General features: G+C 69.2%; 23 protein-coding genes and 2 tRNA genes. 14 read left to right on the forward strand and 11 right to left on the reverse strand.

Going from position 1 to position 26,688, the window contains the following annotated elements; translation table 11 throughout:
- Positions 1-64 precede the first annotated feature (64 nt).
- Entirely contained in the window at positions 65-979 is a 915-nt protein-coding gene (locus ACWDNU_RS27415; protein ID WP_449671000.1) for an NAD-dependent epimerase/dehydratase family protein, read from the reverse strand.
- 145 nt (positions 980-1,124) lie between these two features.
- Between ACWDNU_RS27415 and ACWDNU_RS27420 the strand changes: the two genes are divergently transcribed.
- The 4 genes from ACWDNU_RS27420 to ACWDNU_RS27435 all read left to right on the forward strand — a co-directional run bounded on the left by ACWDNU_RS27420 (position 1,125) and on the right by ACWDNU_RS27435 (position 5,366).
- Positions 1,125-2,486 (forward strand): NDP-hexose 2,3-dehydratase family protein, encoded by a 1,362-nt coding sequence (locus ACWDNU_RS27420; RefSeq protein ID WP_449671001.1) that lies wholly within the window; start codon positions 1,125-1,127, stop codon positions 2,484-2,486.
- A 73-nt stretch (positions 2,487-2,559) separates the two neighbouring features.
- Entirely contained in the window at positions 2,560-3,318 is a 759-nt protein-coding gene (locus ACWDNU_RS27425) for an SDR family NAD(P)-dependent oxidoreductase (protein WP_370935359.1), read from the forward strand.
- 39 nt (positions 3,319-3,357) lie between these two features.
- Positions 3,358-4,251 carry a glucose-1-phosphate thymidylyltransferase RfbA gene (gene rfbA / locus ACWDNU_RS27430; protein ID WP_449671002.1) on the forward strand — a complete coding sequence of 298 codons (894 nt, stop codon included), beginning with the start codon at positions 3,358-3,360 and terminating at the stop codon, positions 4,249-4,251.
- An 8-nt stretch (positions 4,252-4,259) separates the two neighbouring features.
- Positions 4,260-5,366: a nucleotide disphospho-sugar-binding domain-containing protein gene (locus ACWDNU_RS27435; protein WP_449671003.1), complete on the forward strand. Its 1,107-nt coding sequence runs from the start codon at positions 4,260-4,262 to the stop codon at positions 5,364-5,366.
- A gap of 120 nt (positions 5,367-5,486) precedes the next feature.
- Here the strand turns inward: ACWDNU_RS27435 and ACWDNU_RS27440 are convergent, their stop codons facing one another.
- Entirely contained in the window at positions 5,487-6,836 is a 1,350-nt protein-coding gene (locus tag ACWDNU_RS27440) for an outer membrane protein assembly factor BamB family protein (RefSeq protein WP_449671004.1), read from the reverse strand.
- Positions 6,837-7,366: 530 nt separating this feature from the next.
- Between ACWDNU_RS27440 and ACWDNU_RS27445 the strand changes: the two genes are divergently transcribed.
- Positions 7,367-8,203, forward strand: coding sequence for a G1 family glutamic endopeptidase (locus ACWDNU_RS27445; RefSeq protein WP_449671005.1), 837 nt, complete (start codon positions 7,367-7,369; stop codon positions 8,201-8,203).
- A 25-nt stretch (positions 8,204-8,228) separates the two neighbouring features.
- On the opposite strand, the gene ACWDNU_RS27450 is transcribed toward ACWDNU_RS27445, so the two are convergent.
- A complete protein-coding gene (locus tag ACWDNU_RS27450; protein WP_449671006.1) occupies positions 8,229-9,122 on the reverse strand; it encodes an NADP-dependent oxidoreductase in 894 nt (297 codons plus the stop codon).
- Positions 9,123-9,214: 92 nt separating this feature from the next.
- On the opposite strand from ACWDNU_RS27450, the gene ACWDNU_RS27455 reads away from it, so the two are divergent.
- Positions 9,215-10,924, forward strand: a complete 1,710-nt coding sequence (locus ACWDNU_RS27455; protein ID WP_449671007.1) for a CocE/NonD family hydrolase — start codon at positions 9,215-9,217, stop codon at positions 10,922-10,924.
- Between the two features lie 17 nt (positions 10,925-10,941).
- Positions 10,942-11,277, forward strand: a complete 336-nt coding sequence (locus ACWDNU_RS27460) for a putative quinol monooxygenase (protein ID WP_449671008.1) — start codon at positions 10,942-10,944, stop codon at positions 11,275-11,277.
- Between the two features lie 48 nt (positions 11,278-11,325).
- Here the strand turns inward: ACWDNU_RS27460 and ACWDNU_RS27465 are convergent, their stop codons facing one another.
- Genes ACWDNU_RS27465 through ACWDNU_RS27480 form a run of 4 tightly spaced genes read right to left on the reverse strand, consistent with a single transcriptional unit; the run spans position 11,326 to position 14,746 of the window.
- Positions 11,326-12,414 (reverse strand): alpha/beta hydrolase, encoded by a 1,089-nt coding sequence (locus tag ACWDNU_RS27465; RefSeq protein WP_449671009.1) that lies wholly within the window; start codon positions 12,412-12,414, stop codon positions 11,326-11,328.
- Between the two features lie 23 nt (positions 12,415-12,437).
- The gene (locus tag ACWDNU_RS27470; protein WP_449671010.1) at positions 12,438-13,289 is read right to left on the reverse strand and encodes a hypothetical protein; all 852 of its coding nucleotides are present in this window, start codon (positions 13,287-13,289) and stop codon (positions 12,438-12,440) included.
- 23 nt (positions 13,290-13,312) lie between these two features.
- Positions 13,313-14,473, reverse strand: coding sequence for a serine hydrolase domain-containing protein (locus tag ACWDNU_RS27475; RefSeq protein WP_449671011.1), 1,161 nt, complete (start codon positions 14,471-14,473; stop codon positions 13,313-13,315).
- A 33-nt stretch (positions 14,474-14,506) separates the two neighbouring features.
- Complete coding sequence (locus ACWDNU_RS27480) at positions 14,507-14,746, reverse strand: hypothetical protein (RefSeq protein ID WP_370935344.1); 240 nt, start codon at positions 14,744-14,746, stop codon at positions 14,507-14,509.
- 170 nt (positions 14,747-14,916) lie between these two features.
- On the opposite strand from ACWDNU_RS27480, the gene ACWDNU_RS27485 reads away from it, so the two are divergent.
- Both ACWDNU_RS27485 and ACWDNU_RS27490 read left to right on the forward strand, forming a co-directional pair.
- Positions 14,917-17,172 (forward strand): helix-turn-helix domain-containing protein, encoded by a 2,256-nt coding sequence (locus ACWDNU_RS27485; RefSeq protein ID WP_449671012.1) that lies wholly within the window; start codon positions 14,917-14,919, stop codon positions 17,170-17,172.
- 18 nt (positions 17,173-17,190) lie between these two features.
- Entirely contained in the window at positions 17,191-17,742 is a 552-nt protein-coding gene (locus ACWDNU_RS27490) for a hypothetical protein (RefSeq protein WP_449671013.1), read from the forward strand.
- A gap of 29 nt (positions 17,743-17,771) precedes the next feature.
- Here ACWDNU_RS27490 and ACWDNU_RS27495 read toward each other — a convergent pair whose 3' ends face one another.
- On the reverse strand, positions 17,772-18,722 hold the full coding sequence (locus tag ACWDNU_RS27495) for a DMT family transporter (RefSeq protein ID WP_449671014.1): 951 nt from the start codon (positions 18,720-18,722) through the stop codon (positions 17,772-17,774).
- Here ACWDNU_RS27495 and ACWDNU_RS27500 point away from each other — a divergent pair.
- Complete coding sequence (locus tag ACWDNU_RS27500; protein WP_449671015.1) at positions 18,721-20,130, forward strand: aminotransferase-like domain-containing protein; 1,410 nt, start codon at positions 18,721-18,723, stop codon at positions 20,128-20,130. The genes ACWDNU_RS27495 and ACWDNU_RS27500 overlap by 2 nt on opposite strands.
- On the opposite strand, the gene ACWDNU_RS27505 is transcribed toward ACWDNU_RS27500, so the two are convergent.
- On the reverse strand, positions 20,127-21,623 hold the full coding sequence (locus ACWDNU_RS27505) for a class I adenylate-forming enzyme family protein (RefSeq protein ID WP_449671016.1): 1,497 nt from the start codon (positions 21,621-21,623) through the stop codon (positions 20,127-20,129). The two genes, ACWDNU_RS27500 and ACWDNU_RS27505, sit on opposite strands and share 4 nt — an antisense overlap.
- Entirely contained in the window at positions 21,620-22,507 is an 888-nt protein-coding gene (locus tag ACWDNU_RS27510; RefSeq protein ID WP_449671017.1) for an alpha/beta hydrolase, read from the reverse strand. Before ACWDNU_RS27510 ends, ACWDNU_RS27505 begins: the two co-directional genes overlap by 4 nt.
- Positions 22,508-22,577: 70 nt before the next feature.
- On the opposite strand from ACWDNU_RS27510, the gene ACWDNU_RS27515 reads away from it, so the two are divergent.
- The gene (locus tag ACWDNU_RS27515; RefSeq protein WP_449671018.1) at positions 22,578-23,210 is read left to right on the forward strand and encodes a TetR/AcrR family transcriptional regulator C-terminal domain-containing protein; all 633 of its coding nucleotides are present in this window, start codon (positions 22,578-22,580) and stop codon (positions 23,208-23,210) included.
- Positions 23,211-23,243: 33 nt separating this feature from the next.
- Here ACWDNU_RS27515 and ACWDNU_RS27520 read toward each other — a convergent pair whose 3' ends face one another.
- Entirely contained in the window at positions 23,244-25,061 is a 1,818-nt protein-coding gene (locus ACWDNU_RS27520; protein WP_449671019.1) for an NAD(P)-binding domain-containing protein, read from the reverse strand.
- A 154-nt stretch (positions 25,062-25,215) separates the two neighbouring features.
- On the opposite strand from ACWDNU_RS27520, the gene ACWDNU_RS27525 reads away from it, so the two are divergent.
- From ACWDNU_RS27525 to ACWDNU_RS27535, 3 genes are all read left to right on the forward strand, one after another.
- The gene (locus ACWDNU_RS27525) at positions 25,216-26,406 is read left to right on the forward strand and encodes a transcriptional regulator (protein ID WP_449671020.1); all 1,191 of its coding nucleotides are present in this window, start codon (positions 25,216-25,218) and stop codon (positions 26,404-26,406) included.
- 83 nt (positions 26,407-26,489) lie between these two features.
- Positions 26,490-26,561, forward strand: a tRNA-Val gene (locus ACWDNU_RS27530).
- Between the two features lie 34 nt (positions 26,562-26,595).
- Positions 26,596-26,667, forward strand: a tRNA-Val gene (locus ACWDNU_RS27535).
- Positions 26,668-26,688: the final 21 nt, after the last annotated feature.

Raw genomic sequence — 26,688 nt, forward strand, 5'->3', positions numbered from 1 at the left:
TTGACCGCTGTGCTGGCGCAATGAACGGTTGCGGGGCACCGGATCCGGTGCCCCGCAACGAGGATCACGGCCGCACCGACTCCCACAACGCCCGCAGCGAATCGTCGAGCGTGTGCCGTGCCTGCCAGTTCAGCACCGCCGAGGCGGGACCCGGATCCACTTCCTGTGCGCCCTCCGCGGAGCGATGGGACGCAGTCTGCTGCGGAGCCCGCTCGGACAACCGCGCGGGCACCCCGCTGATCTCGACGAGGTCCGTGACCAGCGAGCGCACCGGAATCGACCTGCCGCTGCCCAGGAGGACAACCCCGCCGGGAACCGGCGTATGCGCGGCGAGAGCGACGGCGGACACCAGATCGCGGACATCGAAAAAGTCACGGGAAGCCCGGAGGGCGAAGAGATCGAGCGTGGCGGACGAACCTTCGCGGGCAGCCGCTGCGAGAACCGCGGCGACCTTTCCGGGGAGACTGGCCTCCGGAATGCCTGGACCGAGCACATTGGACAGTCGAAGAACCACGCCGTCGACAGCGCCGCGGGCGGTGGCCGCCAGCACCGCACGAGTGGCGAGATTCTTGGTGCGCCCGTAGGGAGTCCGCGGCGCACACGGCACGGATGCGTCGAGCCGGACGCCGCCAGGCACCGAACCGTGTTCGTGGACAGTGCCGAACTGCACGAAGCGCGTCCGCGGCGAAAGCCCGGCGAGCACATTCTCCACCAGGCGAGTGTTCGAATACTCCATCTGTTCCTCGGTCACCGCGCCCCACAGCGCGCCCGCCGCGTTCACGACAAGGCTCGCCCGCAGGTCCCCGAACAGCTCGCGGGCCGGTGCCGTCGCGAGGTCGGCCGTGACGATCCGGGCGCCGGGAACGTCGGCGCGCCGCCGGGCGATCGCGACGACGTCGCAGCCGCGTGCGGCCAGCCCCGCACAGACCTGCCTGCCGAGAAAACCCGTGCCGCCGAGAACCACCGCGCGATCGTTCACCGCCACAGCGTGCCAGCCCGCCCTCGACCACGGATCCAGCCCGCTCGGCCAGGACTCGACCAGTCCGCGAAGAGCACGCCCGACGCTGAAAGCCGAACGGCGGCCAGGCCCGTTGCCCGGTCGGTTGACGAGATCCGGGGTTGTTGTGGACGAAGACGAAGGCATCGCCGTCTCAGCGGCGGTCACCGACAGCGCCGTCACGCCGAACAAGGACGTCGACCAGTGGTTCGCCGCGCATCGCGCGCGCTCGGACTTCTCGGTCACCCGCATCCCGTTCGCCGAGATGGACCACTGGGGTTTCGCCGGCGACGCCGGCGCGCTGGCGCACGACAGCGGACGGTTCTTCTCCGTCGCCGGACTGCGGCTCGAACCCGACTCCGGACCGGCGTGGGACCAGCCGATCCTCGTGCAGCGCGAGATCGGCATCCTCGGCCTGCTCGTGCGCGACATCGACGGCGTGGCCCACTTCCTCGTGCAGGCCAAGGCCGAACCCGGCTACACCGGCGGCGTGCGGATCTCCCCGACAGTGCAAGCCACCCGCAGCAATTTCAGCGGCGTGCACCGCGGCCGCTCGATCCCGTACCTCGAGCACTTCCTCGACGCGCCGCCGGAACGCGTGCTCGTGGACAGTCTCCAAGGCGAACGCGCGGCGTGGTTCCTGCGCAAACGCAACCGGCACCTCGTGGTGCGCGTCGACCACGACGTGCCCGAGCACGACGGCTTCCGCTGGCTCACCCTCGGGCAGCTGCGCCGGCTGATGAAGGAGGACAACGCGGTGAGCATGGAGATCTGCTCCGTGCTGGCCTGCCTGCCCGCGCCCTCGTCCGACGGCGCGTCCGACTTCCACACGGCGCTGGCCCGCTCGATTTCGGGCAAATGGCAGGCGAAACACGGAATGCGCGAAGTCGGCAGCCGCTTGTGCGAGATCAAGGCCCGGCACGAAATCGGTCAGCGCCCGATCCCGCTGCACACCGCCGAAGGCTGGCAACGCGACGACCATCGCCTCTTCCGCCCGGACGGCCGCTTCTTCTCCGTGGTCGCCGCCCGCGTCGAAGCGAACCGCGAAGTTCCACAGTGGACTCAACCGTTGCTGGCCCCGGTCCCGGGCGGAATCTCGGCGCTGGTGACCCGCACCGTCGACGGCGTCCTGCACGTACTGCTCGACGCCCACATCGAAGCGGGCTCCCTCGACGTCGCGGAGTTCCGGCCCACCGTGCAGTGCACCCCGGCCAACTACGCCGGCCGGCCCCGCCCGCCGTTCCTCGACACCGTGCTCGGCGCCGCGCCGGAGCGGATTCGCTACGACGGCGTGATTTCCGAGGAAGGCGCGCGGTTCCACCACGCCGAAAACCGCTACTTGATCGTCGACGGCGGCGAAGACTTCCCGCTCGACGTGCCGCCGGAGTTCACCTGGGTGAGCGTCGCCCAGATCCGGCGGCTGCTGGAACACAGCTACTACCTGAACATGCAGGCGCGCACGCTCGTCGCGCTGCTGCACGCGATCTGACCCACCCCGGCACCAGCCGCGCTCAAGCGCGACGCCGGAGGATCGCCGCGGACGAAACCTCAGGGAGGCAAGGATGGACACCGGACTGACCGGCCGCGTCGTGCTCGTCACGGGCGCGACCGGAGGCATCGGGCTCGCCACGGCACGGGCGTTCGCCGCGGAGGGCGCCAAGGTCGCGCTGACCCACCGCGACAGCGCGGCGGCCGCGGCCGTGCTCGTCAAGGAGTTCGGGCCGGAGCGGGCGATGGCCGTCCGCTACTCCCTCGCCGAACCGGAGTCCGCCGAAGCCGCCTTCGCCGAGATCACCGAACGGTGGGGCCGGGTCGACGTGCTCGTCGCCAACGCTTACCACCGCACCGGACGGCGGGCGCCGGGGCACCGCTTCGAAGACGTCGCCGCGAGCGAATGGCAAGCGACGCTCACCGACAACCTCGCTGCCACGATCCGGCTGTGCCAGCTCGTGCTGCCCGGGATGCGCGAGGCGGGCTGGGGCCGGATCGTGCTGCTGTCTTCCCACGTCGTCTCGCACGGCCGGCGCGGACAGGAAACCTATGCGGCGGCGAAAGGCGGGCTGCACGGCTTCGCCCGCAGCCTCGCGTGGGAGGCGGGCGAGGAGGGCGTGCTCGTGAACGTGGTCGCGCCGGGCCTCACCCGTACCGAGGCGGTGCTCGCGAAACTGCCGGAAGCGCTGCGGGAACAGGAACGTTCGCGCACCGCGACCGGGAGACTGTCGGAACCCGAAGACGTCGCCTCCGCGGTGGTCTTCGCCGGATCGGCCGCCAACCGCAACATCAGCGGCCAGGTCCTCGAAGTCTCCGGCGGTCGCAGCTGAACCGAAAGATCCATTCGGCACCAACGGAAACGGGCGGATATGCGCGGAATCATCCTCGCCGGCGGACACGGGACGCGGTTGCACCCCATCACGCGGAGCGTGTCGAAGCAGCTCCTGCCGGTCTACGACAAACCCATGATCTACTACCCGCTCTCGACGCTGATGCTCGCGGGCATCCGGGAAATCCTCGTGATCTGCACCCCGCGCGACCTCACGCTGTTCGAGAACCTGCTGGGCGACGGCAGCTGGCTGGGCATCGAAATCACTTACGCCGTGCAATACGAACCGCGAGGCCTCGCCGACGCGTTCCTGATCGGCGCCGACCACATCGGCGACGAGGACTGCGCGCTGATCCTGGGCGACAACATCTTCCACGGCCACCGCTTCTCCGAACTCCTTGTCCGCCACCGCTCCCCGGTCGAAGGCTGCGTGCTGTTCGGCTACCCCGTGACCGACCCGGAGCGCTACGGCGTGGCCGAGATCGACGACACCGGCCGCCTGCTGTCGCTGGAAGAGAAACCCCGGCACCCCAAGTCGAACCTCGCGGTGACCGGCTTGTACTTCTACGACCGGCACGTGGTGGACATCGCCCGCGGCCTGAAGCCGTCTCCGCGCGGCGAGCTGGAAATCACCGACGTGAACCGGCACTACCTGGACGCCGGAGCCGCCCGGCTCGTCCCACTCGGACGCGGGTTCGCCTGGCTCGACACCGGCACCTACGGCTCGCTCATGGACGCCGGGCAGTACATCCAGCTGCTGGAACACCGCCAGGGCGTGCGGATCGCCTGTCTCGAGGAAGTGGCACTGCGCATGGGTTACATCGATGCGGCCGAATGCCACCGGCTGGGCGAGGACATGGCGCACTCGGACTACGGTCGCTATGTCCTGACTGTCGCCTGCGCGCAACAGGTCGCGGGACCGGTGATGCTCTAATGGGTTCGATGCGCGTACTGGTCACCGCGGCGGTGCCCAGCCACCTCATGTCGATCATCCCGCTTGCCTGGGCATTGCGGTCGATGGGCCACGAAGTACTGGTCGCGGGCAAAGCCGACGTAACCGCCACCGCGCGCAGTGCCGGCCTGTGCACCGCCGACGTCCGCGAAGCCGACAGCGGACTCGACGCCCGTCGCAAGGCCGCCGCGAAGCCCGTGTCCCCGGACGGCCCGCCCGACTGGGCGCGGATGGCGGACAACTGGCGCGCGCGAGTCGGCAATGTGCTCGACAGCTATCTGGAAACGGCGCGGCAGTTCCGCCCGGACCTAGTGGTCACCGACCCCATCGAATACAGCGGCCCGGTGCTCGCCGGTCTGCTCGGCATCCCCTACGCCGTCCACCGGTGGGGCCCGGAGTCGTTGTCCAGCGACGCCCTTCCCCACGCGCGAACGGCACTCGCTGATCTGGGGCCGTTCAACGCCCCCTCGGCCATCGTCGACCCGTGCCCGCCCAGCCTGCAAGCCCCCGAAGCGACCCCGGCGAGCCATCCCCTGCGCTTCGTCCCCTTCAACGGCTCCGGCACGGTGCCGAGGTGGCCGTCCGACGGCCGGACGCGGCTCTGCGTATCGCTCGGCATGTTCGGCTTCAGCGTGCTCGCCGGCGACGGTTCGGCCACCGTGCTGGAAGTACTGGCCGGCAAGCTCGCGGGACGCACCGATCTGGACGTGGTGCTGCCCGTACCCGCCGAATACCTGGAGCAGGTGCGCGAGCTGCCCGCTCCCGTACGCGTCGTACCACAAGTCCCGCTCAACACCGTCCTCGGCGACTGCGCGCTGGTGCTGCATCACGGCGGCTCCGGCACCGCGCTGACCGCCGCGACGTTCGGTCTGCCGCAACTAGTGATGCCCCAGGCCCACCCCGCACTGGCGAGCTGCGCGGAACGCCTGGTCAAGACCGGCGTCGCACGGGAGGCCGGCGCCGAACCGGCGGAGGTGATCGACGAGGTCCTGGCCTCCGGCAGCGAGGCCGGGCGAGCCGCCGAGCTGCGGGAGGAAATGCTCGCGCTGCCGACACCGGCCGAGACCGCGGACGCGTTGACGCGGGAATTCGCCTGAAGCGGCGAGGAATCCCGAGAAGCACGCGAGGTTTCGGGGAGACGGTTTCGCCGAGCTGTCGCGGTTTATCCATGCACCGCAACTTGGCGAAATTACCGCCGCCTCCCCGATCCCACGGGGTCAGGCTCCGGAGACAGCCACCACGCCGGTCATGGTGCCCACGTACGCGTGGTCACCGGACAGGGTGGGAGAGGCGAAGTGCGGGACGGTGCCCAGGTTGATCTGACTCCGCACCGTGCCGTCGGCCGGGGACAGTGCGTACAGGTCGCCGGTGTTCCAGTCCACCACCCACACCGCGCCGCCGCCTACCGTCGGGGAGCCGTTCGCGGAGACTGCGGCGCGCCAGACCACGGTGGGAGTGCCGGCCGCGTCGACGCGCACTGCTGCCGGACCGTCGGTGCAAGGCAGGTAGGCGGTGTCTCCGCTGGTCGCGCTGCCGCCGAAAGACTGGCAGATGTCGGCCTGGGCCAGTTGCCCGCCGATGCCGCCGAGCTTGTCGTGGTTCAGCACGTACCCGGTGCCCCGTTTGCCGACCGCGATCACGTGGTCGCCGAGCAGGGTCGGGCTGGACGAACCGAGATCCAGGTCCTGTGCGTTGTCGTCGGCCCAGGTGTCCGGGGCGAACAGGTCCACCCGCTGCAAGGCGGGCGACAGGGCCAGCACGGAATCGCTGTCGTCGTAGGCCATGGTGGATTCGCCGTTGCCCACCGAATAAAGGAGCCGCTGCCCGTCGACGACGCCGCCGCCCGGGGCCCAGATCCCGGCTTCCCTGGTGGTCGGCACGGCGTAGCTGATCGGGTCGGTACCGGCGGTGGTCACCGATGCCACTGAGCCGATGTAGTTGGCGCAGTCGCCGGCCAGTCCGCCGTAAGGCACATAGACCCGGCCGTCGAACAGGGTCAGCGCCGCTCGCTGCTGGTGGGCCACCGCGTCGCCTTTCGGCGGCTCCAGTGGCGTGCGCACCTCCACCGCACCGGTTCCCGTGTTCACCCCGACCAGCACGTGCTGCCCGCCGGTGAGTTCGGCCAGCGCGTAGACCCGCGACGTCGCCTGGTCGTACACCATGGTGCTGGTGATGCCGAGCGGGTCGATGTTCCCGCACGGCAGTTCCGACCGGCGCGCCGGTTCGCCGATGTGGGCCGACCAGCGCGTCGCGCCCGTGGCCGGGTCGAGCGCGTACACGGTGTTGTTTTCCGTGGCGGCCAGGATTTGCCCGCCGACCACCAGCGGCTGCCCGTACACCGCGCCGTCCAAAGTGGACTGCCAGGCCGTTCCGAGCGTGCCCAGCGGCGCGAGATCGGCGGCGTCGCCGGTACGCGCGTTGTCGCGGTGATAGGTCGGCCAGTCGCTCGCGGCGGCCTGCCGGAGATGACCGGCGGCCTCCGGAGCGGCCTGCGCCGGTACCGGAGAGCCGATGATCAGCACGGCGGCTGTGCTCGCGATCGCCGCGCGAAAGCCAGATTCGTTCATCACGCACCGTTTCCGAAGAGGGGGCCGATGACTTCGCTGGAATCGCAGTATCCCGCGCCGAACTCCCGCGCGACAGCGTCGAGCGACGCGGGCCGTCCAGGCTAACCGGCAAGGCCGTTCGCCTCCGAAACGTCGTTTCACCTGCCGCCTCGGCCACGACGGAAAACTCCTTTGCATTGTGCCGCACAACGAAATCCCGCCGCGCCACACCAGCCGGACGCAGACCGTTCAGGGACTTTCGGCCGCTGGTCCGGCCGCTGCGGGCGTGCCACACTGGGCGGCCCTGACAGCGAACCGCGCATTCCCGCCGAGCCGAGATCGTTTTCGAAATGGCGATCAAGGCTCTCGAAAAGGTACGGATCAATGACAAGTCCGCGAAACCGGTGCCGTTCCGCGGTTGAACCGCCAGCGCACCCCGGAATGGGCCTGGCCGTCGAGGCGGGATTCATGGCCCTCGGCCCGGATTTCCCCGCAGTCCGCGGCACATCCCCCGGCGCGCCACCCAAATCCGCCGACTAGGAGGAAACCCCGTGCCGACAAAACGACCGCTGAGAAACCTCGCGAGAACGATCGCGCTGCTCGCCGCCGGAGCACTGCTTCCGCTGCCTGCCCCGCAGCTGCCCGCGGAACCGTTGTCCGCCAACGCAGCCGCGGCCCAAGACCAGAGACAAGCCGGGCCGCATGGAACAACCAACTTCACCTCGCGGAACTGGTCGGGCTACTTCACCACCAACGCGGCCCACACCACCGATTTCCGCTCCGTGCACGCGCGGTGGATCCAGCCCAAGGTCACCTGTCCGGCGAACAAGGACGCCTGGGTCGTCTCCTGGGTGGGCATGGACGGCTGGTGGAACGACGTCGTCGAGCAAGGCGGCTCTTCGGCCCGCTGCGTCAACGGCGTCCCGCAGTACGCGCTCTGGTGGGAGATGTTCCCGCACAACAACATCCAGCTCGCGAACCCGGTCAAGCCGGGAGACCTGATCGACGCCAGCGTCACCTACGAAGCCGCGGCCAAGAAGTTCCGCATCGTCGTCAAGGACCAGACGACCGGCCAGACGCTGATTCAGGTCCAGCCCTGTTATCCGGACATGGGCGGCTGCCCGCGAGTCAACGCCGAGGTGATCACCGAGACGCCGCTCGGCGGAAACGCCGGCGACGGCGTGTTCTTCCTGCCGAACTACGGGGCCGTGAGATACGACCAGGTGTCCGTGACCGACACCGGCGGGCACGTCGGCTCCCTGGCCAACCCTCATTGGGACCTCGGGCACGTCAACCAGGTCAGCCCGACGAGCGGCGTCACCAAGCAGAACGCCTTGGCTCTCGGTCCGCGAGGTGCGTCGTTCAGCACCGTGTGGGTCCACGAATAACGGCCCGCCGCCGGGGAATGATCCGTCAGACCAGCAATACCCGGCGTCCGCGAGTATGCCCCGCCTGGCTGTCCGCGTGCGCTGCCGAAGCCTCAGCCAGCGGATAGGACTTCTCCACCGGGATGTGGAGTTTTCCTTGCGAGATAAGGCTTACCGTCTCAGCCAGCGCGTCCATCATGTTCCCGCCGACGCCCGCGAATCGGATCCCCAGCATCGGGGCCTCCAGGTCGGCGATGGTGATCACTCGCGAAGGATCCCCGGTCAGGTCCAAGAGACCGCGGATCACCCCGGCGCCGTTGAGATCCAGAGCGGCGTCGATCTGGCCGAGCTGACGGACCCGGTCGACCCAGCCCTCGCCGTAGGTGGTCGCGATGGCGCCCAGGCTCCGTACGTAGTCCTGGTTCGCGGGACTGGCCGTGCCGATCACCTTGATTCCGCGCTCGCGGGCGATCTGCAGCACCGCTGAGCCGACTCCGCCCGCGGCGCCGCTCACCAGCAGCGTCTGTCCAGTTTGGACATCGACCAGGCGGAGGACGCGGAGCGCGGTTTCGACCACCGAGGGGTACCCGGCGGCTTCGGCGAAGGTCAGGCCCGAGGGCAGGCGCGCCCAGGACGACAGGACGGCGAACTCGGCGTAGGTGTTCGAGCCTCGGCCCAGCACCAGGTCCCCGACCGCGATGCCGGTGACGCCCTCGCCGATCTCGTCGACGACGCCGGAGGCGTCTTGGCCGACGCCGGAGGGCAGGTCGATCGGGCGGATCCGCTGGAACTGGCCTTCTCGCGTGCGCCAATCGTGCGGGTTCACGCCTGCCGCTCGCACGGCGACACGGATCTGGCCGGGGCCGGCGTGGGGTTCGGGCACTTCTGCCAGGTCAAGGACGTCGGGGCCGCCGTATTCGGCGAAGCGCACTGCTTTCATGCCGCCAACTTAACAACAACGGTTAGTGTTTTGCAACGGTTAGTGTTACGGTCGGCCGCACCGAGCCAGCTCCTCTCCTGACGGGAGTAACCGTGTATCCACCGCGCATCGACGCTGGCGTCCAGATGAAGACCCGGGACGGCGTCACCCTGGTCGGCGACCTGTACCGCCCGGCCGCGGACGGTCGCTGGCCCGTGCTGCTGCACCGGACGCCTTACGACCGCACGGGCGTTTTCCGCGTGTCGGGGCTCGTCGCCGATCCGGTGTGGCTGGCCCGGCAGGGCTTCGCGGTGCTGGTGCAGGACAGCCGCGGGCGATTCGGGTCCGGCGGCGAGTTCGACTTCGTCACGCAGGAGCGCGACGACTCCTCCGACACGATCGACTGGGCCGCCGAGCAGCCCTGGAGCGACGGCAACGTCGGGATTTACGGCTCGTCCTATCTGGGCATGACCGTGCTGCAAGCCGTCGCCGCCCGGAATCCGCGGCTCAAGGCGGCGGTCGGGATGATCGGGACCGCCGACATGCGGCACACCGCGCGCCCGGGCGGACTGTTCGAGCTGGGGTTTCTGACCTTGTACGCCCTGGGGATGGCCGCGGAAGGTCTGGACCACACCTCGCTGAGCCCGGCCGAGCGGGACCAGGTGCGCAAACAACTGGAGAAGGCTTTCGCTGACCGTCGGGCGGCGGTGAGCCAGTTGCCGTTGACCAGCCTCGCTCCGCTGGACGACAGCCGGGTCGCGCCGTCGTGGGCGGACTGGCTGCGGTCGCCGCACGATCCGTTCTGGGACCGGCCCACGCTGCTCACCGAGCCCGAGCGGGTGGACATTCCGTTTCTGCAGATCAGCGGATACCGGGACTTCACGAGCCCCACGCAGTTCCGGCTCGCGACCCGGTTGGCGGGCAACGAAAAAGCCAGCCTGATCGCCGGTCCGTGGACTCACGCGGGCACCTACAGCGCGTTCGGCGACGTCGGCGCGCGGGTGTTGCCGAACGCGGCGGCCGGGGTGCCGACGTGGAGTCCGGTGCTCGCCTCGTTCTTCGACCGGCATCTGCGCGGCGGCGACGGTTCGGATTTCCCCGCGGCTGAGCCATATCTGTCCGGGAGGGTCAGCTATTTCGTCGGCGGATCGAATACGTGGGCACAAGCACCCGCGTGGCCGCCCGCGTCGACGGTCGAAGAATGGGCGCTTTCCTCAGACGGCCTGCTGACGACCGAAGGGGGCCACGGCTCAGACACCTTCACGGCCGATCCGCGAGACCCGTTTCCCACGCACGGCGGGGTAATCGCGTTCGAGGGCGACCCCGCCGCGGCTCCGGGCGGCATCCAGGATCAGCGCGCGGTCGACGGGCGCGAGGACGTGCTCCGCTACACGAGCGCCCCGCTGGCCGAGGACGTGACGATCGCCGGGCAAGCCGAGCTGATCGCGTACGTCACCAGCACCGCGCCGGACGCCGACATCTGCGTCACTTTGGTGGACGTCGAGCCTGATGGTTTCGCGCTCAATGTCGCCGAGGGTGCGCAGCGGGCCCGATATCGCAACGGCGGCGACACCGATTGGCTTGCCGCGGAAGAACCCAGCCGCGTGCCAGTTACTTTGCACGACGTCGCGCATCGATTCGCCCGCGGGCATCGTATCCGGGTGCAGATCGCCGGGTTCAGCTTTCCGCGCTTCAGCCGCAATCTGCACACTCGCACGGTGCCGGAGTTCGGCACTCTCGACGAGGCGGTCGTCGCGCAGCACACCTTGCACCACAACGAAAATTATCCATCCGCACTGCGTCTTCCAGTGCTCGGCGCGTAAGAAACCAGGAGCTTCCGTTGTCTGAAATCGTTGTTATCGCCCGACTCAAGGCGAAGCCGGGCCGCAGTGGCGAAATGCTCGCCCTGTTTTCCGAACTGGTTCCCGAAGTGCTGCGCGATGAGCCTGAGACGCTGCGGTATGCCTTCTATGTTGAACAGGACCCGTTGCGGGTGACGGTGATCGAGAAGTACCCCTCGCGCGCCGCTCTCGAAGCGCACAACACCGGAGTACTGACCAAGTACCTGCCCCGGCTGCTCGAACTCCTCGACGGCGCACCGGAAACAGTCGAACTGCGACCGGCGGAGCTGGCGATCTCAGTCAGTCCGGACGACGCCGCCCGGTTGAGCCTCTAGTTCAGGTGAGCGTCCCGGACGGATCGGTTCCGTCCGGGACGCCAAGCCTTACGCAGCAGCGAAAGCCTGCTCCAGCCGCGGCAGGTAGTCGACGAGGTCCTGGCCCCAGCACCCGGCCGTGTGCTTGCCCTGGCAGTTCGGTCCCCAGGTCTTGCCGTTGCCGTAATCCACGGCGTAGTAAGGATGTCCGGCCTTGTCGAGCGCCGCCTTCAGGTTCTGCTGAGCGGCCTCGGTGACCGATTCGGCGAACGCCGGTTCGTCGAGGAGGACGTTGATCGGGTTCCCGTTGCCGGAGCCGGTGTAGAGCGAAACGCCGACTGTGGCCAGTTTCCCGGCATTGACGAGCGGGCCGTGGGCCAGCGCCGCGGACATGTCGCCCGCCTCGTTGAGCGGTCCGAAAGCCGAGTCGGTCGGCACCGCCGGGCCGAACCCGCTGCCGCCGGCGGTCTCGCCGGAGCCGGACGTGCCCGACATGGCGAAACCGACGTTGGACAGCGTGCCGCGGATCGCCGTCCGGACCCAGTAGAGGTTGAAGTCGATCGCGCCGGACAGCGAAACGGCCTGGCTGAACAACTCAGGCCGGTCCTCGGCGTAGTGCAGCGCGCCGAAGCCGCCCATGGACAATCCGCCGATCGCCCGGCCCGGCTTCGCGGCGATGGTGCGGAAGTTGGCGTCGATGAACGGGATCACCTGGTTGAGGTGGAAGGTTTCCCAGTTCTGCGCCCCGGCCGCGGTGTCCTGGCGGACCCAGTCGGTGTACCAGCCGCGGAGCCCGCCGTCCGGAATCACGGTGATCATCTTCTGGCTCGCCAGCAGCGCGGGGTACGCCAGATGCGGGTTGCTCGGATCGTCGCCGACGCCGTGCAGGAAGTAGAACACCGGGTAGCGCTTGGCGGTGTCGGTGTAATAGCTGCTCGGGACGATGACGCGGATGTGGTGCTCTCCCGCGACCGCCGGAGTCGTCACAGTGAGGACGAAGTTGGTCGCGGTGCCTTGCGGGGTCCCGACTTGGGTGAGGCCGTAGCCGTCGGTCAGGGTGGGCACAGCGGGGGTGTCGGCGTGGGCGGGGCTGCTGAAGGCCAGCACTGCCGCGACAGCGGACACCAGGGCGCGCGTACGCGTAAACAACGGTCTCATGGTCGCTTTCTCGGTAGCGGGGGTCACGGGTTCTGGGTCACGTGGAAACCGGCGCCGTAGGTGCCGGGGTGCGCGGCGTCGCGGGCGCGCAGGTCGGCGAGGATGTTCGCCGAGCTGGTGTAGGCGTATTGCGGGACGCCCAGGATGACGGCCTTGGTGATGCCCGCCCACGGACCGGCCGCCTGGAAGTTGTTGCCCTGTCCGGGATATTCGGTGCCGGGCACGTGCCAGATCGCCGGGCCGCCGGAGTCGCCGGCCTTGTGCTTGGCCCAGGACTGGTAGACGCCGTTGGCATTGTTGGTGATCCGGCCGTACCAGACGCCGAGCTGACCGGACACCACGAGTTCGTTGTTGTTGTTCAGCGCGGCGCCGAGGAGGCGTTCGCTGGGCAGCGGCGGGTTCAGCGCGTTGGGGCTGGGCTGCCCGTCGGGGGCTTCCATTTCGCCGGTCTGCTTCAGGTACGGCCCCTGCGAGGAGAGCGTCACCGACGGCGCCAGCTCGATGATCAGGTAGTCCTTGGTCGGGTGGCCGGTCATCGAGCCTTCCCGGCTCTTGAAGTACCGCACGTAGCCGATCGGGCCGAACCCGGTGTCGGCGCGGTCGTAGACCGGCTGGATGTTCTCCGGGATGTCCCGGTCGGAGTACTTCTGCCCGGGCGGATCCTGCAGGCAGTGCCCCGCCGAGACGGCGATCTTCCGGTCGTACTTGTCGGTGCCGACCGCTCCGATCGTGCAGAAATGGTCGGGCGCGTTCGGGTCGAACAGGATCTGCATCGAGTTGAAGACCCGTTTCACCGTCTCGGCCGAGGCGCTGGCCGCGCCGGTGACCGCCAGGACGACCACCGCGATCGCGGCGAGGAAACTTCGGGTGCGCACACACGCTCCTTGATTCGTAGGGTTCACTGCCTGCTGCCGCAGAGAGCGGAGTCGATCACGTCGACCGGCGAGGGCCGGATGCTCGTCAGCTCCCACGCGTTGGTCATCATCGAGGCGTACCGGCCGTCGTCGGTCACCGCGGTCAGCGAGGTGTAACCGGACGCCGCGACGCCGTTGTGGAACCAGGCTTCCCCGCCGCAGGACAGCGTGATCGCCTGCAGGCCGAGGCCCAGGCCGACGTAGTTCGGGTCGTGCACCGGAACCTGGATCGTCCGGCGCATCTCGGCCAGCGCGGCCGGGGAGACGACCTTGCCGTCGAGCAGCGCGCGATAGAACGCCGACAGGTCCGACAGCGTCGAGACGACCGCGCCGGCCGAGCTTTCGATCGACGGTTCGGAGATGACCGGCGCCGAGGTCGTCTCGGTCCAGAAGAAGAACGGGCCCGCCCGGACCCCGCGGTACCCGGCGAGGTACGGCGCGGGCAGGGACCGGTCGCCCGCGTGCGGGAAACTGGTCTGCGCCAGGCCTAGCCGGTCGATGATCCGGGTGGTGATCGCGTCGCCGACGGACATCCCGGTGACCTGCTCGATCAGCAGGCCGTTGATCAGGTAGCCGAGGTTGGAGTACAGCACGCTTGTGCCCGGCGCGGACGCGGGCGGGAAGTTGCGCAGCCCGACCTGGACGAGGTCGCGAAGACCGATGCTGCCGTCCGGTTTGACGAACCCGGCCGCTTTCTGGGCCCAGGCCACCACATCCGGGGCGGGGATTCCGGCGGTGTGCTGGAGCAGCTGGCGGACGGTGATCCGGTTGCCGTCGTAGCCGTTGCCGTCGACGAGGCCGGGCAGGTAATGCTCGATCGGCGCGTCGAGCGCGACCTTGCCCTCGTCGACGAGTTGCAGGACGACCGACGCGGTGAAGGTCTTGGTCTGGCTGGCGATGCGGAAGCGCTCGTCCGGCCGCAGCGGGCGCGCGGGTCCGGTGATCGTCGCGCTGCCGGCGGACAGATGCCACGACCCGGACGCGTTGCCCGCATAAACGGCCGCGCCCGGTCCGGCGTGGGACTGGTAGCCGTTGAGGACAGCCTGGGTGTCGGCGTGGGCGTCGGACGCGGACGCCGGTGCGGCCAGCGCCACGGCGACGACGACGCTCGCCAGCATCGAAGCCGTCCGTCTCAGTGTGCGCACAAAATCTCTCCTTCGCTCGAAGGGTTTCCGGAGCTATCTGAACTGGTACCGGCAGACGGCCACCGCCACGACGATCAGCAGCAGCACGCCCACCAGCACCAGGCACCCGACCCCGCCGCTGGCCGACCGGCGGCGCTCCGCCTGCCCCCTTGGCGGAACGCCGGGATGGCATTCGGCGTAGTGCCGCGTCCGCTGCTCGGCGCTGTCGGCCCTCGTGAGCCAAGGCGTCCGATAGCCGCATTCGCCGCACCAGTACCGGTAGTCGGCGGCCATACCCGGTTTCCTTCTCTCTTGCGGCGAGGTGACCGGGCTGGGGGATCCGGTGCCGATCATGGTCGCGTTCGCGCAGGTCGTGGCGCCAGAGCACAAGCCGGTCAAAGATGACCGGCCCGCGCGGTAAGGTCATTTCCGGGAAAGCGGGCGCACAGTGAGGGGTCTCCGCGGTGACGAGCCGGGCCGGCGTTCTGCTGCGGGAGATGCGGCGGCAGGCCGGGTTGACGCAAGAGCAATTGGCGGAGCGCTCCGAGGTCAGCGTCAGCACTATCCGGCGGCTGGAGAACGGCAAACCCATCGATCCGCGGATGGGCACCGTGAAGCTGCTGGCCGACGCGCTGGGAAGCACGACGGCCGAGCGGCGCGCGCTGCTGGCCGAGTTCGGCGTCTCCCCCGCGCCCGAGGAAGCCGAGCCGCCGCGCATCCGGGGCGCGCTTTCCGAAGCCGCGGACCACTTCGCGCAGGTGGTCGCTTCTCGCTGGCAACGCGAAGAAGAGCAACGCAGGGTCCACGATCCCTTTCCGCTGCCGGTCCGATGGGAGCTGGCGGCCGAACGGCTGACCGATCGCTGGGACAACATCCGCAACGTCCCTCCCGGCGGTGCGACGGAACCGCTGAAGCTGGACGGCGAACTGGACGACATCGCGGAGGTCTACCGGCGGATCCCGTCCGGGCGGCTGGTGGTGCTGGGCCGGGCCGGTTCCGGGAAGACGATCCTGACGCTGCGGTTCGTGCTGAGCTGCCTCCGGACGCGCGCCGCCGGCGAGCCGGTGCCGACCATCTTCGCCATCAGCACGTGGGACCCGACGGCCAGCACGCTGCGGGACTGGCTGATCGAACGGCTGCCGCAGGACTATCCCGACTATCCCGGCCTCACCGCTTCGCTGGCCGCCGAACTGGTCGAAACCGGGTGCATCCTCCCGGTTCTGGACGGGTTCGACGAGATCTCCGGCGGACTGCACGCCGCCGCGCTGGCCGCGCTCAGCGCCACCTCGCTGCCGTTCCTTCTGACCACGCGCCCCGGCGAATACGCGACGGCGGTCGCCGCGACCGACGTGCCGACTTCGGCCGCGGGCGTGGAACTGCTCGACCTGACCCCGGCCGACGTCGCGAATTACCTGCCCCGCACCACCTCCCGCGACGGAAACCGGTGGGGCCCAGTGCTCGCCGAGATGCGCGGCCGTCCCGACGGGCACCTGGCGACGGCCCTGCGAACGCCGCTGATGGTGGGTCTCGCGCGGACCGTCTACAGCGACGTCCCCGGCCGCGACCCGGCGGTTTTGCTGGACACCACCCGGTTTCCGACCTCAGACGCCGTCGAAGACCACCTGCTAGCCAGCTTCGTGCCCACCGTGTACCGGCACCGACCCCCGCATCTGGCGCGCCCGCTCCGGAGCTGGGACCCCGGACGCGCCCAGCGGTGGCTGGGCTATCTCGCCCAGCACGTGGGCCAACTCGACGACCACGATCTCGCCTGGTGGCGGCTGAGCACTTCGCTGCGCCGGTCGTCGCGGATCCTCGCCGTCGTCGCGGCTTCGACGCTGGCGATCGCCGTGCTGAACTGGCTGGTCTTCGTCCCGCTCGACCTGATCGGCCGCGGCAGCGCGTTCACCTTCCGCGCGGGCCTGATGGACGGACTCCTGATCGGGCCGATGGTCGGACTGGCCTTCGGACTGGTCTACGGCCTGATGATCGTGTGCGGCGGGAAAACGATCGAGCCGTCGCGCGTCCAGATCCGGTTGCGGGGACGACATCGAACCGGACGGCAGTTCCTCCGCACCTACGCCGCCCGGCTCGGCACCGCCCTGCTGGGCGGCTTCGTGATCGGACTCGGATACGGCCCGGTCAACACCGCTTTGCACGGCCTGCTCTTCGGTTTCCCGCCGGACGGCAAGTCCCTGGTCGAGAAAATGCTGGTCCCCACGCTCGTCTACGGACTCATCTTCGGGCTCGCGGCCGGTCTCGTGTTCGGCCTCATGGCCGCGCTGGAAATCCCGCTGGACGTCGGCTCGGCCGCCACTCCGCTCGGCCTGCTGGCCACAAACCGCACGACTGCGGTGCGGCAGTTGCTGATTCTGGTGCCGACAGTCGCCCTAGCGATCGCTTTCGGAGGGTGGCTGCTGGTTGAACTTCTCCAAGGCCCGCTGGGGCCGCTTCGCTGGCCGCTGTCGGCGGGCCTGCTGATCGGAGCTGTAGGCGGTCTGGGTGGCGGGCTTTCTTATGTGCTGGCGTTCACGGCTTGGGGACAGTGGGTGCTGCTGGCGCGGATCTGGCTGCCGCTGACCGGTCGGCTGCCGTGGGCGGTGTCGGAGTTTCTCGACGACGCGTACCGGCGCGGGGTGTTGCGGCAGGCTGGGGCGGTGTATCAGTTTCGCCATGCGCGGCTTCAGGATCGTCTCGGCCGGGAGTATCGGGCGCACGCCTGATCCGGCATTCTGTCCGGCATGAGCAGCGATGGGGAAAGCCACCGGCTGATCGCCGCGCTCGGCAAGCCGTACCTCGAGGGGTTGGGCATCGCCTGCGTCGCGGGCATCGACGTCGCCGAAGCGGTGCGCAGGCTCTCCGCCGAAGTCCTCCACGCCCGGGAGGACTTGCAGGCCGCGTGGGAAGAAGACCCCTTCAATGACGGCAACACCATCCTGACCATGTGGGCCACCGACGTGCCGGGCGGATGCGTCCTCGCGCAGCCGTGGGGATACGGGCCGGAAATGCCTGGCGTCACCAAGGCCCTGTCGGCGGGCACGACCTGCTACGGCATGTACGCCAATCCCAAGAGCGGCAACCAGGGCAGCATCGTCCGCGACGGCGAGATCATCGGCTCGGACTTGCATCCCGGCGGCGGCGAGCCGGACGACGATCTGCTGGCCTGCCTGTACGAGGACGAAGCACTCGCCTACTGCTTCGCCTACGCGGGGCTGCGGCCCGTCGACAACCGCTCGGTCATCGGACCGCCGGACGCCTGGATCCGGTTGCCCGACCGCGATTACTGGAACTGAACGGTCCTGGGTTTGCGCGGCAGTCGAGATCACTTCACACCCTCGACCGCCGTCTGCACCGGAGGCCGAGCAGTCCGGACCCGCACCGCGCTTCCCGCGCACGCCACCACCGCCATCCCGCCCAGGATGGTCTGCCAGGTCAGCTCTTCGCCCAGGAATACCGCTGCCCACAACAGATTCAGCACCGGCTGTACCAACTGCACCTGGCTGACCTGAGTCATCGGCCCCAGCCCCAGGCCCCGGTACCACGCGAAGAAGCCCAGATACATGCTCACCACCGCCAAATACGCGAAGGCGGCCCACTCGCCCACTGTCGCATGTGGAGGGTGGCTCGCCATCGACACGACGGTCAGCCCAACCATCAACGGCGACGCGACCACGAGCGCCCACGAAACGGTTTGCCACGCACCCAATTCCCGCGCGAGCAAACCGCCCTCTGCGTAGCCGACAGCGGCGGCCAGTACGGCACCGAAGAAGAGCGCGTCCGACCACTGCACTCCGCTGAGTCCACCGCCTTGCAGGACTGCGAAGCCGATCGCGGCGACGGCACCGACCGCAGCCAGGGCCCAGAAAGTCGCGGGCGGACGTTCGCGCGTGCGGAGGACCGCTACTACGGCGGTCGCGGCGGGGAGTAGCGCGATGACGACGGCGCCGTGGCTGGCGGAGGCGGTGGTGAGGGCGTAGGAGGTCAGCAGCGGGAAGCCGATCACCACTCCGCCCGCGACGACGGCGAGACGGAACCATTGGGTGCCGCGCGGGAGGCGTTGTTTGGTGACCGCCAGCGCGACGGTCGCGAGCACCGCAGCGACCACTGCGCGGGCCGAGCCGATGAACATCGCCGAGAGTCCGCCGTTTTCCACGGCGAGCCGGGTGAACGGCATCGTGAACGAGAAGGCCACGACACCGAGCAGGCCCCACCAGAGACCGGCCCGGGGTAGCGCCGGTGCCACCGGAAGAGTAGCGCTATCCTTCAGTTTCATGTCCGACGATAGCAGCTCCCGGATCGCTTCGACACTGCGCGAGTGGATCAGCACCGCACCGGCCGGAGCGAAGCTGCCGTCGTCGCGGGAGCTGGTCGCGCGGTATTCGGCCAGTCCGGTGACTGTCCAGAAAGCACTGCGCAGCCTGTCTTCCCAAGGGCTGGTGGAGAGTCTGCCGGGCGTCGGCACCTTCGTCCGAGCCGCGCCGACTACCGGGTCCGGCGACTACAGCTGGCAGACGGCAGCGCTCGGAAGCCCGGGGCACGGTCTGCTCAAACAACCCGCGTCACTGCAACCGGCCTCCACTAACTCAGTAGCGCTTCATTCCGGCTACCCCGACCCCGAACTGCTGCCGGAACGTCTCGTCCGGAGTGCGTTCGCCCGGGCCGCCCGCACGGCCGCGCTGGTGGGACGGCCGCCGACGGCGGGCGTTCCCGAACTGCAGGCCTGGTTCGCCGCGGAACTCCGCGCGGTGACGCTGGCCGGGATCGCCCCGGTGACGCCTCGGGACGTCGTGATCACGCCGGGCAGCCAGAGCGGCCTGGTCACCGCGTTCCGCGCGCTGGTCGGGCCGGGACAGCCGCTGCTGCTGGAATCGCCGACGTACTGGGGAGCGATCCTCGCGGCGAAGAAAGCGGGAGTCGCGGTCGTGCCGGTGCCGAGCGGCCCTCACGGACCGGATCCCGACGAACTGGCCAGGACGTTCGAGCAAACCGGCGCGCGGGCCTTCTACGCGCAACCCAGTTTCGCCAGCCCGACCGGCGCGCTGTGGTCTCCTGATTTGGCCGGCCGCGTCCTCGACACTGTTCGGCAGCACGGAGCGTTCCTGATCGAGGACGATTCCGCGCACGATTTCGGCATCACCGCGGAACCACAACTGCTCGCCGGACGCGACGACGACGGCCACGTGGTCTACCTCCGCTCGCTCACCAAGAGCGTCTCCCCCGCGATCCGAGTCGCCGCCCTGATCGCCCGCGGCCCGGCGCGCGACCGGATTCTCGTCGATACGCTGGCGGAGTCGATGTACGTCAGCACAGTGCTGCAGACCGTCGCGCTCGACGTCGTGACCCAGCCCGCGTGGCGCACCCACCTGCGCCGGGTCCGGCACCAGCTCAAAACCCGCCGGGACCTGCTGCTCACCGGACTCCGCGACCACGCACCCGCGGTACACGTGGAATCCGTGCCCCAGGGCGGGCTCAACCTCTGGGCCCGGCTCCCCGCAACGGTCGACCTGACCCGCGTCGTCCGCGACTGCGAAACCGCCGGTGTCATCATCGGTCCCGGCGACGAATGGTTCCCCGCCGAACCCACTGGACGTTTCATCCGACTCAACTACGCCGGGCCGAATCCCGGCGCGTTCGCCGACGCCGCCCGAGTGATTCAAGAAGCAGTCACGGCCAACGCCTAGCTTTCCGCACGCAGGGCCGCCTTCTGCACCTTTCCGGACGGCGTCAGCGGCAGAGCAGGCCGGAGCACGATCTGGCGCGGGACCTTGTAGTCGGCGACCTTTCCCGCGCAGAACTCCTTCAACTCCGCTTCGGTGACCGTCGAATCCTGTGCTGGGACAACGTAATACCGGCCGATCTCGCCCAGCACCGGGTCGGGAACGCCGACCCCGGCCGCCATCAGCACCCCGGGATGCCCGGCCAGAACGTTCTCCACCTCGATCGGATAAATATTGAAGCCGCCTTGGACGAACATGTCCTTGGCGCGGCCGTGCAACGTCAGATAACCCTCCTCGTCCGCGCGGGCCATATCGCCGGTGTGCAGCCAGCCGTCCGCGTCGACCGCCGCCGAGGTTTCCGTCGGCAGATTGTGGTAGCCAGCCATGATCGACGGCGTGCGGAACAGTAGCTCGCCGGTTTCGCCAACGGGCAGCGCTTCTCCCGTCGGAGAGGCGATTTTTGCTTCCACGCCCGGGAAAGGAACGCCGATAGAGCGTTCGGTCGCTTCTGTGCTGGCACCCCACGGCGTCATCACGACCGCGCCGGAAACCTCGCTCAGCCCGTACAGATTCATCACGGTCGCCTTCGGGAACGCAGCCGTAAGGCGTTGCAGCAGAGCCGGTTCCGCGTTCGCGCCGCCGGTGACCACTACGCGGATCGCGGACGTGTCGACGCCGGCGAAACGTTCGTGATTCAGCAGCAGGGTGTGCATTGTCGGCACGCCGACCCACATCGTCAGCCCGGCGGTCCGGAACAGATCTGCGGCGGCACCGGCGTCGAAGGACGGCAGCAGCACCGTCCGGCTGCCCGCGACCAAAGCGGACAGGATGCAGCAGGTGATGCCGCTGACGTGATTCAGCGGAACGGCCACCGGCAGCACATCGGCGGGGCTCAGCTGGAGGTGGTCGGCTTCCGCGGCGGCGGACGCCAGCTGGCCGCGATGGGTCAGCGTCGCGCCTTTGGGGCGGCCGGTGGTGCCGGAGGTGTAGATGATCATCACCGGGTCGTCGTCTTCGACCGCCGCCGAAGCAGCAGCCAGCGCTTCATCGGGCTCCGCCGAACCCAGCTCGGCGAACGTCACGAAGGAGACACCGGGCAGTTCGAGGTTTTCCAGCAGGGCAAGGAAATCGACGTCGCCCGCCGACGGCTCGGTCACCACGAGCCGCGCGCCGGAATCGGTGAGGATGTGCGCGAATTCGGTTTCCCGGTATCGCGGGCTCAACCCCACCACCACCGCGCCGATTTTCGCGGCGGCGAAGTACACCGCCAGCCATTCCGGTGTCGTGCGCCCGTTGACCGCGATCCGGTCGCCGCGCCGCACGCCCCGCCGCAGGAAGTCGGCGGCGATCCGGTCCGACCACGCGTCCATCTCGGAAAACCGGAGGTCACGCGAACCGGCGGTCCAGCCGACGGCGTCCGCGGAGGCGGTGCGGAGCAGGTCGTGAATACGCGTCATCGCTCGTCCTCACTGGTCAGGTGGACGGCGAGGAAGTCGAGCTGATCCGCGACGACCTTGTCGACCACAGGCGGATGGTAAACCGTGAAGTGATCCGCGTCGTAATGCTTCAGCACCGCGCGCGGCGCGTCCTCGGCCACGCGAGCGGCGATCGACGGGTCGATGAGGTTCTCGTGGTCGCAAGCGCAGATCAGCAACGGACATCGGACGCGCGAGGCCTGCGCGGCGGCGTGGTAGAACACCATGCCCAACCCGGACGCGGCGGTGATCCGGTTGTCGAACCGGCAGCCGGTTGGCGTGACCGATTCCCAGCCTTCCAGCGCGCCGGGCTGATTCACGAACGCCAGCTCGCCGGGGCGGCCGACCAGCGGAACGTACCGGCGCGGCAGACGCAAGACGGACCGCAGCAGGTCGGAGACGATCGGCCCGGTGAACCGCGCGAGGTGCCGCAGCCCGGCCCGCGCCACGACGGCCCGGCCGCTGAACACCGGACACTGCACGACCGCCGCGGCCAGCGACGGATGCCGTGCCGCCGCGGCGAGCACGTGACTGGAGCCGAACGACGTTCCCCACAAGGCGATCCGGCTGGCGTCGATCTCCGGCCGCCCGCGGGCGAATGCCAGGGCCGCGTCGACGTCCTCCGCGTACCGGCGCTGGCTGACCAGCTGCCGGGGCTGCCCGCCGGACTCGCCGAGGTGCCGGAAATCGAACGCCAGCACGGCGAAACCCGCTGCGGAGAACCAGGTTTCGTACTGGCCGAGCATCATCTCGTGCGTCGCGCCGCCGCCGTGCACGAGCACGACCGCCGGATGCGGGCCCGGCCCGTCCGGGAGCGTGAGCCAGGCCGCGCACTGGTCACGGCCGGAACGGAAGCTGGTGCGCATGGTCCTCCCTTCAAGTACGTTGTACGTGAACCTAGTTAAACACGTACCTTGTACTTAATCAAGGAGAATCATGCCCGCACCGCGGAAGTTCACGCGCGACCGGCTGCAGGCCGCCGCGCTCGCGCTGGTCGACGCCGCCGGCCTGGACGGCCTGACGATGCGCAGCCTCGCGGCCGAACTGGGCACCGGTCCGATGACGATCTACAACTACGTCGACGGCCGGGACGGGCTGGAGCAGCTCGTCACGGAAGCGGTGATGGCAGAAGCGACCTGGCCGGATCCGTCCGACGACTGGGTCGCCGACGTGCACGCGGTCGCCGAGGGAATGTGGCGGGCGGTGCGGGCGCATCCGCACGCCATCCCGCTGATCCTGACCCGCCGCAGCTTCGACCTGACAACGCTCCGGCCGGCCGAGGCCCTGGTTCGCGCACTCGCCCGCAGCGGACGCTCCGGAGCCGAGCTGCTGGTTGCCTTCCGCACGGTTTCCGCTTTCGTCATCGGCTGCGCCCAGGCCGAACTGGCCGGTCCGCTGTCGCGCGACGCGGACGAAGCCGAGACCGCCGACCGGATCGCGGAACTGCATCAAGACCAGTTCGCCGGGCTCCTCGAAATCGCGGAGGCCGCCACGGTGAGCGATCCGGAAACCGAGTTCGCCGAGGGAATGCGCATCGTCCTGGCCGGCCTGCAAGAAAAAACCCGGTGACCGCCAAGGCAGCCACCGGGTTTCCCAACAACGTCAAGACAGGTGATGCACGTCCTGCAGCCCGTACACCGGCGTCTCAAGGCCTTCGAACCGCGCCTTCAGCTGCAGCGCCAGATACAGCGAGTAATGCCGGGACTGGTGCAGATTCCCGCCGTGGAACCACAAACCCTCCTGCTGGGTGGGCTTCCACATGTTGCGCTGCTCGCCCTCCCACGGGCCCGGGTCCTTGGTCGTTTCCGAGCCGAGGCCCCAGCATTTGCCGACCCGGTCCGCGGTTTCCTGCCCGACCAGGTCGGCGACCCAGCCGTTCATCGAGCCGTAGCCGGTCGCGTACACGACCACGTCGGCTTCCAGCTCGGTGCCGTCCGCCAGCATCACCGAGTTCGCGGTCAGGTGGTCGACCTGGCCGTGCGCGAGCTTGATGCTGCCGTCGGCGACGAGCTCCGAAGCGCCGACGTCGATGTAGTAGCCGGAGCCGCGGCGCAGGTACTTCATGAACAGGCCGGAACCGTCGTCGCCCCAGTCGTGTTTGAAGCCCGCCGCCTCGAGCCGGGCGTAGAAGTCCGCGTCGCGCTCGCGGATCGCTTGGTACACCGGGATCTGGAACTCCGGCATGATCCGGTACGGGATCGACGCGAAGATCAGGTCGGCCTTCTCGGTGGTGACGCCCGCGGCCAGCGCGCGCTCCGAGTACAGGTCGCCGAGGCCGAGGTCCATCAGCGAATCCGACTTCACGATGTGCGTGGACGAGCGCTGCACCATCGTCACGTCCGCGCCGTGCTCCCACAGCGCCGCGCAGATGTCGTGCGCCGAGTTGTTCGAGCCGACGACGACCGCCTTCTTGCCCGCGTACGCGTCCGGCCCGGGGTGCTGCGACGAGTGGTGCTGGTCGCCCTCGAACTCGTCCATTCCGGGGAACGACGGCAGATTCGGCTTGCCGGACATCCCGGTCGCGAACACCACGTGCTTCGGCGTCAGAACCACTTCTTCGCCGTCACGGTCCACCTTGACATGCCACTGCTTCGCGTCGTCATCCCACACCGCGGAGGTGACCGCCGAGCGCGTCCAGTACGGCACCTCCATCAAGCGCGTGTACATCTCCAGCCAGTCCGCGATCTTGTCCTTCGGCGCGAACACCGGCCAGTTCTCCGGGAACGGCAGGTAGGGCAGGTGGTCGTACCAGACCGGGTCGTGCAGGCAGAGGTTCTTGTACCGCTTGCGCCACGAATCGCCGGGCCGGTCGTTGCGCTCCACCACCAGCGAGGGCACGCCGAGCTGGCGCAGCCGGGCGCCGAGCGCGATCCCGCCCTGCCCGCCGCCGATCACGACGACGTAGGGCTGCTGGCCGTAGCCGAGCGTCTCCTGCTCCTCGGCCCGTTTCTCCGCCCACGACCGGCGGCCGCGCACCACGCCGTGCTCGACGCCCTTGGGCCGCCGTTCCCGCTGCGACTCCTCGAAACCCTTCAGCTCGCGCAGGCTGGTGAGCAGCGTCCACGCGCCCTCTTCCTTCAGCCGCAAATGCCCTTTCGCGCGTCCGGCGGCGGTCTCGAACTCGATCCACGCCTCGGTGACGCCGTCGCTTTCAGTGGCGGGTTCGCTGGTGCGGAATCCGCTCGGATCAGTCGCTTCCAGACAGCCGCCGAGCAAGCCCGCGACGCCGTCCCGGCCCTCGACGGTCTTGAGGTTCCAGGTGAACGAAACCAAGTCGCGCCAGTAGGAATCGACGGCGAACAACGCCGCGGCGGCCTCGACGTCGCGGGCGGTCAGCGCGGCCTCGAACCGGGCCAGCCAGTCCTCGACCCGGGCCTGCGGCGTACTCGCCTCCGCGATCCGGTCGACTGTCTGTGTCATCGCTACTCCTCGGACGTCGCTGTCGTGGTGTAGCGCCGATCACACTCCCCGGGCGACGGGCGCGGCAAGGGTTGCAGCGAGTTGCACGCGCCCGCTGCATGGAAACATCGGCGCAGGTCACCTATGCTGGGCGGCTAACGCGACGGTGCGGGAGGTGACTGTGGTGGTGCACAGTGCGGTGCCTCCGGGCCGCAACCTGCCCACCCACGCCCGCGACCTCGTCCGCATGCACGAAGCCGTCATCGGCGGCAGCCGCCCCGCCGTGCCGCCGCGCCCGCTCGTCTCGCGCTCCTGGTCCCGCGTGCTGAGCCTCGGCCTCACCGCCGACGGGATGAACGCCCGCGATTCGGTGCCCGGCGACGAGGTCGAACGCCGCAGGCACGGCTCGCCGCTGCGGCACGTCATCGAAGACCTCCGCCAGGTCGTCGGCGCGACGTCCGATTCGGCGCACATGCTCCTGGTAGTCACCGACGCGGACGGCATCATCCTGTGGCGCGAAGGCTCGTCCGCCGTCCGGCGCAAAGCGGACACGCTGGGCTTCACCGAAGGCTCCGAATGGACCGAAGCCCGCGTCGGCACCAACGCGATCGGCACCGCGCTCGCCGAAGCCGCGCCCATCGAACTGCTCGCCGGCGAACACTTCGAGCAGAACCAGCACCCGTGGTACTGCACCGCCTCGCCGATCCACGACCCGCGCACCGGCGAACTGCTGGGCGTCATCGACATCAGCGGCCCCGCCCTGACCCTGCATCCGGCGATCGGCGCACTGGTCGAAACCGGCAAACGGCTGGCCGAATCCGAACTGTGGCGCACGCACCGCCAACGCCTCGAACGACTGCGCCAAATGGCTGAACCTGTCCTGTCCTCCGGCCCCGCCCTGGTCGTGGACGAGGACGGCTGGGTCGCGCACAGCGTCGGCGTCTCCGCGGGCGAACGCATCGCCGCCCCCCAAACCGGCCAGGTCGTCGCCGTCCCCGGCCTCGGAGCCTGCCTCCCCGAACCCATCGCCGACGGCTGGCTCGTCCGCCCCGCCGACACCGCCCGGACCGTCCGCCTCGACCTGGACCTCACGCCCGCTCCCCTGCTCAGCCTGCAAGCAGGCGACACCGGCTGGCGCCGCCCGATCACCAAACGACACGCGGAAATCCTGGTCCGCCTGGAGAAGGCCGGCCGCGACGGCCTGTCCGCGGTCGCGCTGAGCCACGCCCTCTACGGAGACGCCGAACACCTCGTCACCGTCCGCGCCGAGGTATCGCGCCTGCGCCGCCTGCTGGGCGCCATCGTCGACACCCGCCCGTACCGGCTGGCCGAAGGCGTGCGCATGACTGTCCACGCAGGACAGTGACCAGCGCGGCCGGCGAAACCGGGCCCCCTGTCAGGCGTCGCCGAGGCGTCCGCTAATGTTTACGACACGTTGCACAGCAGCAAGCGCGATTAGCTCAGCGGGAGAGCGCTTCCCTGACACGGAAGAGGTCACTGGTTCAATCCCAGTATCGCGCACTCCAGTCCACCCCAGGCTGGTGCGTTGCACAACGGGCGATTAGCTCAGGGGGAGAGCGCTTCGTTCACACCGAAGAGGTCACTGGTTCGATCCCAGTATCGCCCACAGTGTTTGTTCTGGTCACCC

It is taken from the genome of Amycolatopsis sp. NPDC003676, assembly GCF_053587275.1.

Excerpts from the sequence above, each read along its gene's own strand:
- ACWDNU_RS27425 (WP_370935359.1), top strand. The coding sequence starts at position 2,560 with ATGGACACCGGACTGACCGGCCGCGTCGTGCTCGTCACGGGCGCGACC.
- rfbA (WP_449671002.1), top strand. The coding sequence starts at position 3,358 with ATGCGCGGAATCATCCTCGCCGGCGGACACGGGACGCGGTTGCACCCC.
- ACWDNU_RS27435 (WP_449671003.1), top strand. The coding sequence starts at position 4,260 with ATGCGCGTACTGGTCACCGCGGCGGTGCCCAGCCACCTCATGTCGATC.
- ACWDNU_RS27440 (WP_449671004.1), bottom strand. The coding sequence starts at position 6,836 with ATGAACGAATCTGGCTTTCGCGCGGCGATCGCGAGCACAGCCGCCGTG.
- ACWDNU_RS27450 (WP_449671006.1), bottom strand. The coding sequence starts at position 9,122 with ATGAAAGCAGTGCGCTTCGCCGAATACGGCGGCCCCGACGTCCTTGAC.
- ACWDNU_RS27465 (WP_449671009.1), bottom strand. The coding sequence starts at position 12,414 with ATGAGACCGTTGTTTACGCGTACGCGCGCCCTGGTGTCCGCTGTCGCG.
- ACWDNU_RS27480 (WP_370935344.1), bottom strand. The coding sequence starts at position 14,746 with ATGGCCGCCGACTACCGGTACTGGTGCGGCGAATGCGGCTATCGGACG.
- ACWDNU_RS27490 (WP_449671013.1), top strand. The coding sequence starts at position 17,191 with ATGAGCAGCGATGGGGAAAGCCACCGGCTGATCGCCGCGCTCGGCAAG.
- ACWDNU_RS27500 (WP_449671015.1), top strand. The coding sequence starts at position 18,721 with ATGTCCGACGATAGCAGCTCCCGGATCGCTTCGACACTGCGCGAGTGG.
- ACWDNU_RS27495 (WP_449671014.1), bottom strand. The coding sequence starts at position 18,722 with ATGAAACTGAAGGATAGCGCTACTCTTCCGGTGGCACCGGCGCTACCC.
- ACWDNU_RS27505 (WP_449671016.1), bottom strand. The coding sequence starts at position 21,623 with ATGACGCGTATTCACGACCTGCTCCGCACCGCCTCCGCGGACGCCGTC.
- ACWDNU_RS27510 (WP_449671017.1), bottom strand. The coding sequence starts at position 22,507 with ATGCGCACCAGCTTCCGTTCCGGCCGTGACCAGTGCGCGGCCTGGCTC.
- ACWDNU_RS27515 (WP_449671018.1), top strand. The coding sequence starts at position 22,578 with ATGCCCGCACCGCGGAAGTTCACGCGCGACCGGCTGCAGGCCGCCGCG.
- ACWDNU_RS27520 (WP_449671019.1), bottom strand. The coding sequence starts at position 25,061 with ATGACACAGACAGTCGACCGGATCGCGGAGGCGAGTACGCCGCAGGCC.